This is a genomic window from Acidovorax sp. FHTAMBA, from assembly GCF_038958875.1.
Lineage (GTDB): Bacteria > Pseudomonadota > Gammaproteobacteria > Burkholderiales > Burkholderiaceae_C > Acidovorax.
The window spans coordinates 1,539,535-1,555,514 of the sequence record NZ_CP152407.1 but is presented as its reverse complement, the minus strand read 5'-3'; the positions used below and the strand labels follow the sequence as shown (position 1 = coordinate 1,555,514).

13 protein-coding genes are annotated in these 15,980 nt (G+C 66.3%); 5 read left to right on the top strand and 8 right to left on the bottom strand.

The features are described from left to right. Positions 1-17 precede the first annotated feature (17 nt). Positions 18-1,118, top strand: a complete 1,101-nt coding sequence (locus AAFF19_RS07185) for a hypothetical protein (protein ID WP_342721594.1) — start codon at positions 18-20, stop codon at positions 1,116-1,118. Positions 1,119-1,268: 150 nt separating this feature from the next. On the opposite strand, the gene AAFF19_RS07180 is transcribed toward AAFF19_RS07185, so the two are convergent. The 4 genes from AAFF19_RS07180 to AAFF19_RS07165 all read right to left on the bottom strand — a co-directional run bounded on the left by AAFF19_RS07180 (position 1,269) and on the right by AAFF19_RS07165 (position 4,523). Next, positions 1,269-2,315, bottom strand: coding sequence for a S49 family peptidase (locus tag AAFF19_RS07180; protein ID WP_182119414.1), 1,047 nt, complete (start codon positions 2,313-2,315; stop codon positions 1,269-1,271). 73 nt (positions 2,316-2,388) lie between these two features. Then, positions 2,389-2,766 carry a Rieske 2Fe-2S domain-containing protein gene (locus AAFF19_RS07175; RefSeq protein WP_034693494.1) on the bottom strand — a complete coding sequence of 126 codons (378 nt, stop codon included), beginning with the start codon at positions 2,764-2,766 and terminating at the stop codon, positions 2,389-2,391. A 26-nt stretch (positions 2,767-2,792) separates the two neighbouring features. Next, positions 2,793-3,467, bottom strand: a complete 675-nt coding sequence (locus tag AAFF19_RS07170) for an HAD-IA family hydrolase (protein ID WP_342721593.1) — start codon at positions 3,465-3,467, stop codon at positions 2,793-2,795. A gap of 24 nt (positions 3,468-3,491) precedes the next feature. Further along, a complete protein-coding gene (locus AAFF19_RS07165) occupies positions 3,492-4,523 on the bottom strand; it encodes an RluA family pseudouridine synthase (protein WP_342721592.1) in 1,032 nt (343 codons plus the stop codon). A gap of 587 nt (positions 4,524-5,110) precedes the next feature. Between AAFF19_RS07165 and AAFF19_RS07160 the strand changes: the two genes are divergently transcribed. The 4 genes from AAFF19_RS07160 (at position 5,111) to queF (ending at position 11,142) form a co-directional block, all read left to right on the top strand. After that, positions 5,111-8,269 (top strand): Rne/Rng family ribonuclease, encoded by a 3,159-nt coding sequence (locus tag AAFF19_RS07160; protein WP_342721590.1) that lies wholly within the window; start codon positions 5,111-5,113, stop codon positions 8,267-8,269. Between the two features lie 221 nt (positions 8,270-8,490). Next, a complete protein-coding gene (gene yaaA / locus AAFF19_RS07155; RefSeq protein ID WP_342721589.1) occupies positions 8,491-9,276 on the top strand; it encodes a peroxide stress protein YaaA in 786 nt (261 codons plus the stop codon). A 36-nt stretch (positions 9,277-9,312) separates the two neighbouring features. Beyond that, the gene (locus tag AAFF19_RS07150) at positions 9,313-10,239 is read left to right on the top strand and encodes a 2OG-Fe(II) oxygenase (RefSeq protein ID WP_342721588.1); all 927 of its coding nucleotides are present in this window, start codon (positions 9,313-9,315) and stop codon (positions 10,237-10,239) included. Between the two features lie 57 nt (positions 10,240-10,296). Next, on the top strand, positions 10,297-11,142 hold the full coding sequence (gene queF / locus AAFF19_RS07145) for an NADPH-dependent 7-cyano-7-deazaguanine reductase QueF (protein ID WP_342721587.1): 846 nt from the start codon (positions 10,297-10,299) through the stop codon (positions 11,140-11,142). A gap of 38 nt (positions 11,143-11,180) precedes the next feature. Here queF and AAFF19_RS07140 read toward each other — a convergent pair whose 3' ends face one another. The 4 genes from AAFF19_RS07140 to AAFF19_RS07125 form a co-directional block, all read right to left on the bottom strand. Then, on the bottom strand, positions 11,181-12,740 hold the full coding sequence (locus tag AAFF19_RS07140) for a PAS domain-containing methyl-accepting chemotaxis protein (RefSeq protein WP_182119407.1): 1,560 nt from the start codon (positions 12,738-12,740) through the stop codon (positions 11,181-11,183). Between the two features lie 157 nt (positions 12,741-12,897). Continuing rightward, complete coding sequence (locus AAFF19_RS07135; RefSeq protein ID WP_182119406.1) at positions 12,898-14,115, bottom strand: DNA polymerase IV; 1,218 nt, start codon at positions 14,113-14,115, stop codon at positions 12,898-12,900. Positions 14,116-14,272: 157 nt separating this feature from the next. Further along, entirely contained in the window at positions 14,273-15,529 is a 1,257-nt protein-coding gene (locus AAFF19_RS07130) for a type II toxin-antitoxin system HipA family toxin (protein ID WP_342721586.1), read from the bottom strand. Then, positions 15,526-15,966 (bottom strand): helix-turn-helix transcriptional regulator, encoded by a 441-nt coding sequence (locus tag AAFF19_RS07125; RefSeq protein ID WP_342721585.1) that lies wholly within the window; start codon positions 15,964-15,966, stop codon positions 15,526-15,528. The genes AAFF19_RS07130 and AAFF19_RS07125 overlap by 4 nt, the downstream gene beginning before the upstream one ends. Positions 15,967-15,980: the final 14 nt, after the last annotated feature.

Below are 15,980 nucleotides of genomic sequence, written 5' to 3'. Positions count from 1 at the left end.
CCATTATTCGTTGTGAATTGAATGGCAAACCCATCAATATTTCCAACGGTGCCGAGACCGCCGGCCAGTCCGGGCTGGTGCGCTGCCGCGAAGAAGACACCGGCCACCTCCAGCGCGAACAGGAACTGCGGGGTGGAAAGTTCGTGGGCCTGGAGCGCATGTTCGACCGCGAAGGCCGCCTGCAGCGCGAACGCACGGTCAACGAACGCGGCAACAGCCACGGCCGGGTGGCCGAGTTCTGGCCCAACGGCCAGGTGAGGCGCGAGGAAACCGCCGACAACGGCCGCACCCAGGGGGCCGTGCGGCGCTTTGACGCCACCGGCCGCGTGGAGCGCGTGTCGTTCCGCGGCGGCGGACAGGAGCTGTTCTATGTGGAAACCAACAGCAAGGGCCAGCCCACACGCCTGTTCTGCCCGCGCACCAGCGTGCTGCCCGAAGACCGCAAACTCTGCGGCTTTGACGGTGCCACGGACACCCTGCTCCATGCAGACAACGGCGCCAAAACCGCGCAGCTGCACTACGACCAAGGCCGCCTGCTGAGCGCAACCGAATGGACCCGCGACGGCATCGTCTCTGCCCAGCAACTCATGGTGGACGGGCGGCGGGTGCACCGCAGCTTCACCACCGAGGGCGGCAAAAGTGTGCTGCGCGAGGAACGCGTGTTCGCCCCGGACGAGCGCACACTGCGTGACACGCGCGGTGCACTGCTCAGTGCCAGGCGCTACGGCGCATCCGGCCAGCTCATCGAGCAGCGCAGTTTTGCCGACGGGCGGGAGGTGCAGATCGAGCGCTGGTACCTCAACGGATCGGTGCGAGAGCGCAGCACCTGGACCGGCACCGGCGAGCAGGCCCGCCTGCAGCGCGAGATGTACCGTGACGATGGCAAGCTGGCGCGGCGCGAGCAGCTCAATGCCGAGCAATGGCCCGTGGGCACGCAGCAGGCCTTTCACGACAACGGCCGACTGGCGATGGAAGAACAGTATTCAGCCCCCGATGCCCGGGGACGCACGCGCCTTACGGCCCGCAAGCAGTGGGACGAGACGGGCAAGCTGGTGGCCGACGACACCATCCTGGAAGACGGCTCGCGCCAGCGCAAGGCGGGCGGGCTGGACAGCTAACGAGCACCCTCCAGCCAGCCCTCGGAGGCCCGGCACGGCAGGATGCGTCACACCACGTACCGCCACGCAGGCCCAGACGCAAAAATGCCCCGTGTGGAATCTCCACCCGGGGCTTTTTTTTGCATGGCCCAAAGGCCGCGTCGGACGGTGTCAGCGCAGCTGAGGTCCAGCCACGGCCAGTGACTTCACGGCGCCCACACCAATCGCCGCGCCAAAGCGCTTGACCAGCCGCTCGGCCACATTGTCGCGCCGGGTGTAATCGATGATGTCTTCGGCCTGAACCACTTCCCGGGCCACGTAGTCCAGGTTGCCCAGTTTGTCGGCCAGGCCCATTTCCACGGCCTGCTGGCCGGTCCAGAACAGGCCGCTGAAGGTGTCGGGTGTGGGCTTGAGCCGGTCGCCCCGCCCGGCCTTCACCACGGCGATGAACTGCTGGTGGATCTGATCGAGCATGGTCTGCGCGTAGGCGCGCTGCTGTTCCGTCTGGGGGCTGAACGGGTCCAGGAAGCCCTTGTTCTCACCGGCGGTCAGCAGGCGGCGCTCCACACCCAGCTTTTCCATGGTGCCGGTAAAGCCAAATCCGTCCATCAGCACGCCGATGCTGCCCACGATGCTGGCCTTGTCCACAAAGATGTCGTCGGCCGCAGCGGCAATGTAGTACGCGGCCGAGGCGCAGGTTTCTTCCACCACGGCGTAGATCGGTTTGTTGTGCTTGGCCTTCAGGCGCACGATCTCGTCGTTGATGATGCCCGCCTGCACGGGGCTGCCGCCGGGCGAGTTGATCAGGAGCACCAGGGCCTGGGAGCCCTCGTCCTCCAGCGCGCTGCGCATGGCGGCCACCACAAACTCGGCACTGGCCTCGGCGCCGCTGGCGATTTCGCCCTTGATGTCCACCACCGCCGTGTGCGGGGCGCTTTTGCTGGCGCCGGGCGATGCCTGGCGCAGGGCCGCAAAGGCAACGGCGGCGATCAGCAACAGCCACGCCAGGCGGAAGAAGATCTTCCAGCGGCGGGCGCTGCGCTGTTCCTGAAGGGCGGAGAGGGCCAGCTTTTCCAGCGTGGCGCGCTCCCAGCCGGGTTGCTGCGATGGGTCGCTCACAGATGCTCCTGAATTAGTAGCTGCTTGCGCCCACAGGTCGGGCGCTGGAGTGCTTTTTGGGTCAAAACCCGAAGGGCCGGGCTGCTGAGGGTCGTTCATGTCTTGCGTCCTGGCACCGGGCGGACGCAGGCAGGCAGGCGTCAGCGCGTGGGGGTCGTTCGTCCTGGATTTTCTAGAACTCTGCGGGTTGCAGGTGGTGCGCAGTATGCCAGTGCACCACACCATCACTCTCCGTCAGGGCAATTTTCACCAGCCCGCCGCGGCAGGGGCCACCCGCACACTCGCCGGTGCCCGGCAGATAGGCGGCCCCGTGGGTGGCGCACAGCAGCCAATGGCCCGTGTCGTCAAAAAAACGGTTGGGCTGGTAGTCCATCTCCATCGCCACATGGGTGCAGCGGTTCAGATAGGCATGGGCGACGCCCCGGTAGCGGATCGCAAACGCCCGACACGTCTGGCCGGCATAGCGGACATCGAACGGAACGGCCAGGCCGCCTTCCAGCAAATCCGCACTGTTGCACAACGCAATGCACTGATCAGGAGACGTAGTCACGGGTATCCCCACTCTGGTCCTGGTGGTCAGGCGTTGTGCAGCAGCCAGTCGTGCAGCTCGCGCACCGAATGCGCGACCGCCAGCGCCTTGAGGGCGTGAAAAGCTTCGGGCTCGTGGGCGCCGTAGCTCACGCCCACGCTCGCGCAGCCCGCGTTCACGGCCATCTGCAGGTCGTGGGTGGTGTCGCCAATCATCAGCAGGCGCTCCGGCGCCACGTCAAATTCCGCCATCAGCTCCTGCAGCATCAGGGGGTGCGGCTTGCCAGCGGTCTGGTCGGCGGTTCGCGAGCCGTCGAACACCCCGCGCAAATCGACCGAATGCAGCGCCTCGTCCAGCCCGCGCCGGCTCTTGCCCGTGGCCACGGCCAGCAAGTGGCCGCGTTCGCGCAGATCGTTCAGCAGGGGCAGCACCCCGTCAAAAAGGACCAGATCGTCCTGGTGCTGGACGTAATGAAAGCGGTAGCGGTTACCCAGCTCGGTGTACTTCTCGGGCGGCACATCCGGCGCGGCATGGGCAAGCGCCTGCATCAGACCCATGCCGATCACGTACGCGGCTTCCTTGTCCGAGGGCACCGTGCCCCCCACATCGCGCACCGCCGCCTGTATGCAGCGCACGATGATGGCGGTGGAGTCGAACAGGGTGCCATCCCAGTCAAAGGCGATGAGGTCGAAGCGGCGCGGACGGGAGTTTTTGGCAGACATGGAGGGGGTTTTCGCGCTGAATCGTCAGGCAGGGGACACAAAATCAGCCAGCTCGGGGGGCAGCTCGGCAATCAGCTGCACACGCTCGCCCGAAGCGGGGTGATTGAACTGTAACCGCCATGCGTGCAGGAACATGCGCTTCATCGAGAGCTTCTGAAGGCGCTTGTTGAGGTCAAAGTCGCCGTATTTGTCGTCCCCGACGATGGCGTGGCCCTGGCTGGCCAGGTGCACACGAATCTGGTGGGTGCGGCCGGTCTTGATGGTCACCTCCAGCAACGACATGGCGGGCAGGCCCTGCGCAGCGCGCGCGGGCACGGTGCTGCGCACCTTGACCAGGGTGATGGAGCGCATGCCATCCGGGTCATCGGCCGTGGTCACACGCACGCGGCGCTCGCCAGCACCGGAGGTGCCTTCCGGCCCCGCCTGCAGGTACTTGTGCAGTGGCAGGTCGATGACCTTCTTGTTGGCAGGCCAGGTGCCGGTGACCAGCGCCAGATACGTTTTGCCCGTCTCGCGCTCACGGAACTGGTCTTGCAGGTGAGTGAGCGCTGACCGCTTCTTGGCCACCAGCAGGATGCCTGAGGTTTCGCGGTCCAGCCGGTGCACCAGCTCCAGGAACCTGGAGGCAGGCCGCGCCTGGCGCAGCTGTTCGATCACGCCAAAGCTCACGCCGCTGCCGCCATGCACCGCAACACCCGCAGGTTTGTCGATGGCGATCAGGTGCTCGTCTTCCAGGAGAACGGGAAATTCGCGCGCGGGCGCAGGCCGTTCGGCCTTTTCGGCCACCTTGTTGGAGATGCGCACGGGCGGCAGGCGCACCACATCCCCGACTTCGACGCGGGTGTCGGCACTCACGCGGCCTTTGTTGATGCGCACCTCGCCGCTGCGGATGATGCGGTAGACATGCGTTTTTGGCACGCCTTTCAGGTGGCGTATCAAAAAGTTATCGAGCCGCTGCCCTGCGGAGTCTGCATCGACCTCGACCAGACGTGCTGCAGGAGGGTGGACAGCCGGGGCGGGGTGGGATGGCGGTTTGCCCCCTATAATGTGTTTCACCTGCGCGTCGTTATGTAAGTGGTTGATTTGTCTGGAGTTTAGTCCACGCAACCCTTGCATCGGCACAGGTAGGTCGATGCCAACGGGCGTCGTACACGCAGATTGCAGGCCAGATGCCTGTGGTGGCCTGTATGCCGTGCGGCGGGCTGACAGATTGAAACACTGATACGGAATCCCCCAAGCTGGCAGACCGTTCCCTACCCGGGAGCGGTCTGCCAGCGGATCGAAGCGAGCATGTGGTTGTTGATGAGCTGGATGGTGACCTTGTGGCGGTGGCTGTTGCCCCCGGCTGCGCGCTCCAATCCGGCCCCAGCGCCCATCCAGCAAGCGCGAGCAGCTATTTTTTCAATAGCAAAGTTGCGCCACTCTCACTCGCCCCCATCCACGCGCCCCTGCCTTTCACTGCCGCGCTAGCGCTCGGCAGTCTCTTGGCATCCCCGGCAATTCCCTTCGTTTCGATGCGTCAGTCCAGGCATTCACAGCTCCTGTAGAGCTTGTTGTTATTGGTTTGAACTGCGGGTGGCAGCCCGCCGCAGCCCTGTGGGCCGCGCCGCTGCCGACCGCGAAACACGAGAAGGAATCGCATCATGAAGCGGATGCTCATCAACGCCACGCAGGCCGAAGAACGGCGCCTGGCCATCGTCGACGGACAAAAGCTCCTCGACTACGAAATCGAAATTGAAGGGCGCGAACAGCGCAAGGGCAACATCTACAAGGCCGTTGTCACCCGCGTCGAGCCCTCGCTGGAAGCCTGTTTTGTGGACTACGGCGAGGACCGCCACGGCTTTTTGCCATTCAAGGAAATTTCGCGCACCTACTTCGCGCCCGGTGTCTCGCCCAGCCAGGCGCGCATCAATGAAGTGATCAAGGAAGGCCAGGAGCTGCTGGTCCAGGTCGAAAAGGAAGAACGCGGCAACAAGGGCGCAGCCCTGACGACCTTCGTCTCGCTGGCCGGCCGCTACGTGGTGCTGATGCCCAACAACCCCCGCGGTGGTGGCGTCTCGCGCCGCATCGAGGGTGAGGACCGCGCCGAGCTCAAGGAGGCGATGGACCAGCTGGAGTACCCCAACGGCATGTCCATCATTGCGCGCACCGCAGGCATCGGCCGCAGCGCGCCCGAACTGCAGTGGGACCTGAACTACCTGCTCAAGCTCTGGAACGCCATCGACGGCGCCGCCAAGGGTGGCAAGGGCGCCTTCCTGATCTACCAGGAATCTTCGCTCGTCATCCGCGCCATCCGCGATTACTTCAACAACGACATCGGTGACATCCTCATCGATACCGACGACATCTACGAACAGGCGCAGCAGTTCATGGCGCACGTCATGCCCGAGCATGCCGCCCGCGTGAAGCGCTACCGCGACGATGCCGCCCTGTTCAGCCGCTTCCAGATCGAGCACCAGATCGAATCGGCCTACGCCCGCACCGTGCAGCTGCCCTCGGGCGGCGCCATCGTGATCGACCACACCGAAGCGCTGGTCAGCGTGGACGTGAACTCGGCCCGCGCCATCAAGGGCGGCGACATCGAGGAAACCGCCACCCGCACCAACCTGGAAGCCGCCGACGAAGTGGCACGCCAGATGCGCCTGCGCGACCTCGGTGGCCTGATCGTGATCGACTTCATCGACATGGAAGAGTCGAAGAACCGCCGCGAAGTGGAAAACCGCCTGCGCGACGCGCTGCGCCAGGACCGCGCCCGCGTGCAGTTCGGCACCATCAGCAAGTTCGGCCTCATGGAAATGAGCCGCCAGCGCCTCAAGCCCGCGCTCTCCGAAGGCTCGTCCATCCCCTGCCCCCGCTGCGGTGGCTCGGGACACATCCGCGACACGGAATCGTCGGCCCTGCAGATCCTGCGGATCATTCAGGAAGAGTCCATGAAGGACAACACGGCCGCCGTGCACTGCCAGGTGCCAGTAGAAGTGGCCTCTTTCCTGCTCAACGAAAAGCGCACCGAGATCGCAAAGATCGAACTCAAGCAGCGCGTGGCCGTGCTGATGGTGCCCAACAAGACGCTGGAAACCCCCAACTACCGCCTGGAACGCTTGAAGCACGACGACCCGCGTCTGGACCACATTGAAGCCAGCTACAAGCTTGCCGAAGAAGTGGAAGACCCCACCGCCGTGACGCGCCGCTCGCAAGAGCCCACCAACAAGCAGACGCCGGTGATCAAGGGTGTGCTGCCGGACGCACCCGCCCCCATCGCCGAGCCGCGCGAGCCCCGCCCTGAGGGTGCTGCACGCGCACCCCGTGGCGGCCAGCGCCCGGCGGCAGCCACCGCAGCGGCACCCGTGGCTGCACCCGCACCCGTGGCCGCAGCGCCGCAGGAGCAAGGCTTCTTCGGCTGGCTCAAGAGCCTGTTCGGCTTTGGAGATACACCGGCAGCACCCGCCTCCGTGGCAGCCCCAGCACCAGTGGTCACACCGGAACCCTCTGGCCGGGGCGAACCCCGCCGTGATGGCCGCAGCGGCGAAGGCCGTGGTGGCCGCGGCGGGCGAGGTGGCAACCGTGATGGCCAGCGCGATGGCGCGCCCCGCGAAGGCAATGGCGAAGGCCGGGGCCGCCGTGGTGAGCGCTCGACAGAAGGCCGCGCACCGCGCGACGCCGAAAGCCGTCCACCCCGTGACGCCGAGCGCCGCCCCGAAGGCGAAGCCCGCGACGGGCAGGGCCGCGACGGTGGCCGCAACGGGCGCGAAGGGCGTGAGGGTGGTGGCCGTGGCCGCCGCGACAACACCGAGCCACGCCACCAGAACGCGGGCTTGAACGGTGACAACACCACCGCGATGACGGCGCAGGTGGAAGGGCCCAATGGCGGAAACAACGGTAATGGCGGTAACAGCGGCAACACCGGTAACGGCGCAGATGCCCAGCCCGGCCAGCAGCCCCGCGGCGAGCGCGGCCCACGCCGTGAACGAGGCGAACGCGGCAACCGTGGCGAGCGCACACCCCGCGCGGTGGAAGCACAGGAAGCGGCTGCAGCGGTGGCACCCGGCGACTTTGCTGACACAGCGCCGCTGGCGGCCCTGCCCGATCTGGACCTGTCCGGCAACGATGCGCAGCCCAACGGCGCCGCCGCCGAAGAGCAGCGCCGTGAGCGCCGTTCGCGCGACCGCTACGGCCGTGACCGCCGCGAGCGCGGTGAGCGCGGACCGCGTGACGGCAACGGCAATGCCGAAGCCGCCGCACCGGCGACGCTGGATTTCGACCCCACACAGGCCGACCCCGCGCCCGCGCAGGACGAAGCGCCACGCCGCAGCTACTTCACGGCCCCTGCAGCGGAGCCAGCGGCAGCGGCACCTGCCCCAGCGCCTGTGGCAGCACCCGTGCCCGCCCCAGCCAACGCACCGGCCCCCGTTGCTGCACCTGTCGCCGCGCCGGTAGCAGCCCCGGTGGCGGCCACGCCAGCCCCTGCGGTGGCACCTGAAGCTGTTGCAGCACCTGCTCCGATTGCGGCACCAGCCGCACAGGTGGCACCTGCTGTGAGCGGCCTGCCCCGCGTCCAGGCGTTTGCGCTGCCCATCGATGACCTGCAGCAAGTGGCTGCCGCATCGGGCCTGCAGTGGGTCAACTCCGACGCGGACAAGATCGCTGCCGTGCAGGCTGCGATTGCCGCCGAACCCAAGTCCATCCGCGTGCCCCGCGAGCGCCCTCCAGCAGTCGTCATCGACGAAGGCCCGCTGGTGCTGGTGGAAACCCGCCGCGACCTGTCTGCCATGAAGCTGCCGTTTGAGCAGCCTCCTTCGGCTTGATGCACTGAGACGGCTGCAGCTCCTGCGGGGCACGCAGCCACCCGGCAAGAAGGCGGCCCAGGCCGCCTTCTTTTTTTGCGGCTTTCACCAAAGCCCCTTTCGCGGCTGTCGGCGCTTGTTCAACGGGTACCATTTCAGGCCACCGCCGTCATCGCCCCACTGCACACTGCCCGCACGGGCACCCGTTTTACCCACCGAGATCCACGGACCCCCTGCCCCCCATGCTGTTCCTGCTGTCTCCCGCCAAATCGCTCGACTACGACACGCCCCTGCCCGAAGGCCTGCCACACACCACGCCCCAGTTTGTGGCGCAATCCACCGCGCTCATCGAGGTGCTGCGCGAGCAGTCACCGCAGCAGATCGCCTCGCTAATGGCTCTGAGCGAAAAGCTTGCAGCCCTGAACGTGGCGCGCTACCAGGCCTGGCGCCCCCGGTTCACGGCCAGCAATTCACGGCAGGCGCTGCTGGCCTTCAATGGCGACGTGTACGAGGGGCTGGACGCCCGCACGCTCGCCCCGCAGGACCTGGACTGGGCGCAAAGCCACGTGGCCATCCTGAGCGGCCTGTATGGCGTGCTGCGGCCGCTGGACCGCATGCAGCCCTACCGCCTGGAAATGGGCACGCGCCTGGCCACGGCCGCAGGCGACAACCTCTACCAGTTCTGGGGCCGCCAGATTGCCGAGCACCTCAACACCCGGCTGCGCGCTGACACCAAGCCGGTAGTGGTCAACCTCGCGTCGCAGGAGTACTTCAAGGCCGTGGACCGCAAGGCGCTCAAGGCCCGTGTCATCGAATGTGTGTTCGAGGACTGGAAGGGCGGCGGCTACAAGATCATCAGCTTTCATGCCAAGCGCGCGCGGGGCCTGATGGCGCGTTATGCCATCACCCACCGCGTGGCCACGCCACACCAGCTCGAAGGGTTTGATCTGGATGGCTACGCCTTTGTCCCGGCATGTTCCACGCCGGAGCGCCTGGTGTTTCGGCGCAAAGTCGTACCCTCCACATAAGCCCGCACACAACCCTGCTCACGTCAAAGGACCGCCATGGCATCGCGTTCTGACCAGCACACGGACCACACCACAACCACCCGCCACACCACAACCACCCGCCACACCACAGCCACGCGGCAGGCCATCACGCCCGAGTTGCGCCGCTGGATCATTGAACAGGCCCAGGCCGGCTATGCCGCCCCCGTGGTGCTGCAGTCCATGCGCGATGCGGGCTGGGATGAAGACGTGGCGGCCGACGCCCTGGAGGCCACGCTGCAGGACCACCTGAACGAACTGGCCGTGCAACAGGGCCAGCCCGCTGCCGTACCCGTGCCCGAGCCCCGGCTGGATGCATCGCCCGCCCAGCTGGACTGCGGCGACCGCACCGTGAATGTGCTGCTGGCCATGGCCCAGCCGCGCATCGTGGTGTTTGGCAACCTGCTGTCGCCCGAGGAGTGCGATGCCCTCATCGCCGATGCACAGCCGCGCCTGGCGCGCTCGCTCACCGTGGCCACCAAGACGGGCGGTGAGGAAATCAACGATGACCGCACCAGCGACGGCATGTTCTTCCAGCGCGGCCAGAGCCCGCTGATCCAGCGCATCGAAGAGCGCATTGCGCGCCTCTTGAACTGGCCCATCGAAAACGGCGAGGGACTGCAGGTGCTGCACTACCGCCCGGGCGCCGAGTACAAGCCCCACTACGACTACTTCGACCCCGCCGAGCCCGGCACGCCCACTATCCTGAAGCGCGGCGGGCAGCGCGTGGGCACGCTGGTGATGTACCTGAACACCCCCGAAAAAGGCGGCGGCACCACCTTCCCCGACGTGCACCTCGAGGTGGCGCCGCAACGTGGCAATGCGGTGTTCTTCAGCTACGAGCGCCCACACCCCTCCACCCGCACGCTGCACGGCGGTGCGCCGGTGATTGCGGGTGAGAAATGGATCGCCACCAAGTGGCTGCGCGAACGGGAATTTAGATAAAAACAGGCTCTGGCGCTTATCCATAAAGCGCCAGCAGCTATAAAATATATAGCAATCATGAACACACCGGAACAATCCCAGCTCGGCAAGGCTTCGGCCTATGTAGACCAGTACGACGCCTCGCTGCTCTTCCCCATCCCGCGCGCAGGCAAACGGGCCGAGATCGGCATCACCGGCGCCGCACCCTTCTTTGGGGCCGACCTGTGGACGGCATTCGAGCTGTCGTGGCTGAACCTGCGCGGCAAGCCGCAGGTGGCGCTGGCGCACATCACCGTGCCGTGCGAGACGCCCAACATCGTGGAGAGCAAGTCGTTCAAGCTGTACCTCAACAGCTTCAACAACACCCGTTTTGCCGATGCGGCCGAAGTGCAGGCGCGCATGCGCACCGACATCAGCGAAGCCGTGTGGCGTGGCGCCGGGCAATCCGCCACCGTGGGCGTAAAGCTCATCGCGCCCGAGCTGTTCGACCAGGAGCCCGTGCATGAACTGGACGGCCTGAGCCTGGACCGGCTGGACGTGGAATGCACGCAGTACCAGCCCGCGCCCGAGCTGCTCACAGCCGAATTCCACGAAGCGCCCGTGACCGAGACCCTCACCAGCAACCTGCTCAAAAGCAACTGCCTGGTGACAGGCCAGCCCGACTGGGGCAGCGTGCAGATCAGTTACAGCGGCCCGCAGATCAACCAGGAAGGGCTGCTGCAGTACCTGGTGAGCTTTCGCAACCACAACGAGTTCCACGAGCAGTGCGTGGAGCGCATCTTCATGGATGTGTGGACGCGCTGCAAACCCATCAAGCTCACGGTGTACGCGCGCTACACGCGCCGGGGCGGGCTGGACATCAACCCGCTGCGCACCAGCCACCCGCAGGCCCTGCCGCGCAACGTGCGCACGGCCCGGCAGTAGCGCACGGCCACAGCACCGGCGCCCGGGGCGGCACTGCCTCAGGGCATGTTGAACACGTCCACCGAGCGGCCCAGGGACACGGCACTTTCCTTCAGGCCCTGCGCGGCTGCGGCAGACTCTTCCACCAGGGCGGCGTTCTGCTGGGTGACGGTATCGAGCTGGGTCACGGCTTCATTCACCTGCGAAATCCCCTGCGACTGCTCTTTGGTGGCGCTGCTGATCTGCTGCACCAGCGTGCTCACGCGTTCGACCGCGTCGACAACGCCCCCGATCGTGGTGCCCGCATGGTCCATCTGCTGCGCACCGCTGGCGATCTGTCCCACCGTCACGCCGATGAGGCCACTGATCTCCTTGGCCGAGCTGGCACTGCGCTGCGCGAGCGCACGCACCTCGCCCGCCACCACCGCAAAACCCCGCCCCTGCTCACCGGCACGGGCCGCCTCGACGGCCGCGTTGAGCGCGAGCAGATTGGTCTGGAAGGCAATGCCCTCGATGACTCCGACAATTTCGCTGATCTTGGTGGACGACAGCTTCATCTGCTGCATGGCGTCGCCAATCTCCCGCACGGCCTGCCCTCCCCGCTTGGCAATTTCACTGCTTTGCGCGCTTTCGCGCGAGACATGGGCGGCGGTGTCGGACGTCTGCAGCACGGTGCTGGCCAGCTCTTCCATGGCCGCCGCAGTCTCCTGCAGGCTGCTGGCCTGCGATTCGGTGCGGGCCGACAGGTCCAGCCCGCCGCGCGCGATTTCGTCGGCCGATTCGACGAAGTTGCGCACCTCGGTGCGCACATCTCCCACCACCGCGCGCAGGTTCAGCTGCGTCTGCTGCAGGCGCTGCATGAGCGCGCCCAGGGGCTGCGGGTAGTCGCCGCGCACGGACGTCGTCAGGTTGCAGGCCGAGATGTCCGAGGCAAACCGCGTGGCATCGCGCACCCCATGCAGCACCATGGCCTGAAAGCGCCACAGCACCCAGGCAGCTCCCAGCAGCATCAGCACCAGCCGCGCCACCCAGGCCGTAGTGCCCTGCAGCGACAGTGCGTCTGGCACCAGGGCCAGCAGCACGAGCAACCCCATCAGCAACGCCATGCGCGGCAACAGCGCCATCTGCGCCAGCCGCTGCGCCCAGCCGCGCAGCCCGCCATGGCGCACGGCCCCTGCCTCCAGAGACAAGCTGCTCCTGCCCGATGCCGCCTCGCTGCGCATTTGCGCATACAGCGCCTCCGCCGCGGCGACCTCGTTGGCGCCAGGTTTGGTGCGCACCGACATATAGCCGCGCGGCTTGCCGCCCTCCATGATGGGCGTGACATTGGCGCGCACCCAGTAGTGGTCGCCGTTCTTGCGGCGGTTCTTCACCAGGCCCGTCCACGGCTCCCCCCTGCCAATGGTGCGCCACATGTCCTTGTAGGCCTCGGGGGGCATGTCAGGGTGGCGGATCAGGTTGTGCGGCTGGCCGATCAGCTCGTCGTAGCTGAAACCGCTCACGCGTGCAAACGCCGGGTTGCAATGGGTGATTTCGCCCTTGGTGTTGGTGCTGGATACCAGCAACTCATCACCCGGAAAGTCGAAATTCTGCTGGGTCACCGGCAGATTGATGCGCATGAATAACTCCTGGAGGCCCTGCAAGGGAGCAGGCTGAGCGTCAGGCGCTGGGGCCCTGTTACCGCTTGATACCTGTCAAGTCTAACGGCCGATCAGCCGCCCTGCACAAAAGAACTCCGAATTGCAGGGCCGGGCGCACGGGGATAGACCCGGGTGCTCAAAACAGCTGCGGACTGTCCATCACCTGCGTTGCACCCCGCCGCGTGCGCCCCGCCTTGCCAGACTGCGAAGGGCCGTGCTCTGGCGCAGGTTCATCGCCCTTGCGCACCAGGCCGCTGGCGCGCACGCCCAGCAGCCGCAGGCGCTTGTCCAGCGGCACGCGCTTGAGGCATTGCCCGGCCAAATGGCGGATGGTGGCACCGTCTGCCGTGTACGTGTTCGCGGTGTGGTCGCGCGTGGCGATCCTGAAGTCCTCGTAGCGCAGCTTGATGCCGATGGTGCGCGCCACATAGCCCTTGCGCTGCAGGTCTTCGGCTACGCGCTGGCACAGGTCGGTAAAGATGGCAGAGAGCTCGGCCCGGTCGCGCACCGCATGCAGGTCGCGGTCAAAGGTGGTCTCGCGGCTCATGCTCACGGGCTCGCTCTCGGTGACCACGGGGCTTTCGTCGCGGCCCCAGGCCACGCGGTGCATCCAGGCGCCGGTGGATTTGCCAAAGTGGCCCATCAGCCACTGCGCATCCTGCGCGGCCAGCTGACCGATGGTCTCGATGCCCAGCCGCGCCAGCTTCTCGCCCGCCTTGGGACCGATGCCGTTGATCTTGCGCACGTTGAGGGGCCAGATCTTGCCCTGCAGGTCTTCCTCGTAAACGATGGAGATGCCGTTGGGCTTGTTGAACTCGCTGGCCATCTTGGCCAGCAGCCGGTTGGGCGCCACGCCGATGGAACAGGTCAGTCCGGTCCTATCAAAGATGCTTTTCTGGATGAGCCGCGCCAGCACGCGCCCGCCCTCGCGCTGGCCCCCGGGCACGTCCGTGAAGTCGATGTACACCTCGTCCACGCCCCGGTCCTGCATCACCGGCGCAATCTCCATGATGGTGCTTTTGAACAGGCGCGAAAAGCGCCGCACCTCGTCAAAATCCACGGGCAGCACGATGGCCTGCGGGCACAGCCTGGCAGCCTTCATCATGCCCATGGCCGAGCCCACGCCAAACTGCCGCGCGGGGTAGGTGGCCGTGGTGATCACGCCCCGGCCCACGTAATCCTTGAGCAGCGGGAAATCCTCCACCGGGATGAAGCACGGCTCGCGCGGCCCGGAGCCGTCGGGGTTTTGCAGCAACAGCTCGTCCACCTTGCGGCGGCCACCGCCAATGACCACCGGCAGGCCCTTGAGCTGGGGATATCGCAGCAGTTCGACCGATGCAAAAAAGGCATCCATGTCGAGGTGGGCGATGCGGCGCAGCCGCTGCCCCTGGCACTCATGGGGGGCAGCCGTTGTGGGCTCGTTAACGGGAAGGTCAGGCGCTGGGACGGTCACGCCCGTTATTGTGCGCGGCGGTGTGACAGGCTGCTGCCAAGCCCTCGCTGATTCCAGCTCAGAGAAACGCCTTCCTTTGCGCACGCATGGCATCCCGGTCGATGCTGGCGTGCAGTTGCTCCATGTCTGCTCGGCACACGCCTTGCTGTGCAAAGTGGGTGTGCCAACCATCCACCACACGAACCACCTGGCGGATCAGCTCAATGGCACGGGCTCTGCGAATGCCAAACTCGTTGACCTCAGTCAGCGCGTTGTCCAGACTGGACTCCGCCCCCGCCTTGCCCACCAACATCGCCTGGTAGCCCAGGTTCTGCAGCGCCGGCACCACGTCATACGCAGGGGTCAGCTCGTGGTAGCCGTCCAGGCCCAGGCGCAGGCTGTGGTTGCGCTCATGGTCGTCGGTGTTGTCCATGAGGATGTTGAACACCATGCGCTGGAACAACTCCTCACGCTGCGCGCCCTGCCGGTCAGGATGGCCCAGGCGCAGCAGCACGGTAGCCAGGGCGCTGTAGCTCTCGGGCAAACGCGCGGCGCGCAGCGCGGTGCGGGCCGACATGCAATGCAGCCGGTAGTCGCCTACGCGGTCAAAGCGTTCGATGGTCAGGGCGTGACGTGCCTTGCCGTGGCGTGCAGGGATGGGCAACACGCCCGTGGCTGCCACGCGGATGCCGGCCTTGGCGGCCAGGGTCATCGTGGCGTGTTCCACCAAGGGCGTGTCCACCGCGTCGTCCAGCTCGCTGAACTTGATGACACATGCTCCGGCATCGGTCTGCAGCAAGGCCTTGGGCCGCGCACCGCCCAGCGTCACCCCGGGCTGGATCAGCCTTTGCATGGCGGCCGTCACCGGGGCCTGGGTCTGCAGGTCTTCCATGGCGGCGCTGAGCTGCGCCAGGTCACGCAACTGCGGGTACGCGCCCAGGTGGCGCGGACTGTATTGGTCTGCCGACACCGACACGCCCAACGCGCCAAATCGGTCATCACCCGCAAACAGCAGCATTTCCAGAATCGACAGACGCGCAGGCCGGTCTACATGGCGGATGATGCGCTCGCCCCATCGGTCGGGCCGCGCGTCGTCGATGGCACCGGGGGCGCTTGCGCGCTCGCCCGCCGTGAACTCCTGGCCTTGCACCAGCGGCAAATCTTCGCTCAGCGCAAAGTTCCACCACTGCGGGGCATAGGCAAACGTGGCGCAGTCGGCCACCAGCTGGGAGAGGCGCAACTCGCCCACCAGCATGGGCCGCGCAGGGTTCACCAGAGCCCATACGGAGAGCTGGTCCTGCGGTACGTAGTTGTGCGGGGTGACTGCCCCGGTCATGTCGAACCCTGTGTAGCCGGATGCAGCAACGCGGCCAGGCCTGCTGCCGTGTTGTTGGCCGACTTGGCGGCAGGAAAAGGCACGGCTGCAGCGGCCGCCGTGCGCTTCGCTGTCGGACGAGCGGGCTTGGGTGCGCCCCGCACGCGGGTGACCTCGCGCTCCAGCGCCGCAAGGTCGCGCTGAGGCGCCACCAGATCCGCCACCACTACGGCAGGATTGACCAGCCACATGCACATCACATACGAGGCCATGGCCACCGAAGGATCGCCCCGCTCGATGCGCGCCATGGTCGGCTGCGACACCCCCAAGCGCCGCGCCCATTGCGCCTGTGATTCGCCACGCCGCTTGCGGGCGATGGCAATGTTCTGCCCCAGCAACTCAATCTGCTGCAGTACGGCCTGCGGATAGTCCGCAGGACTGGTGGTTTGTCTTGGCATTCATAGATAGTAGC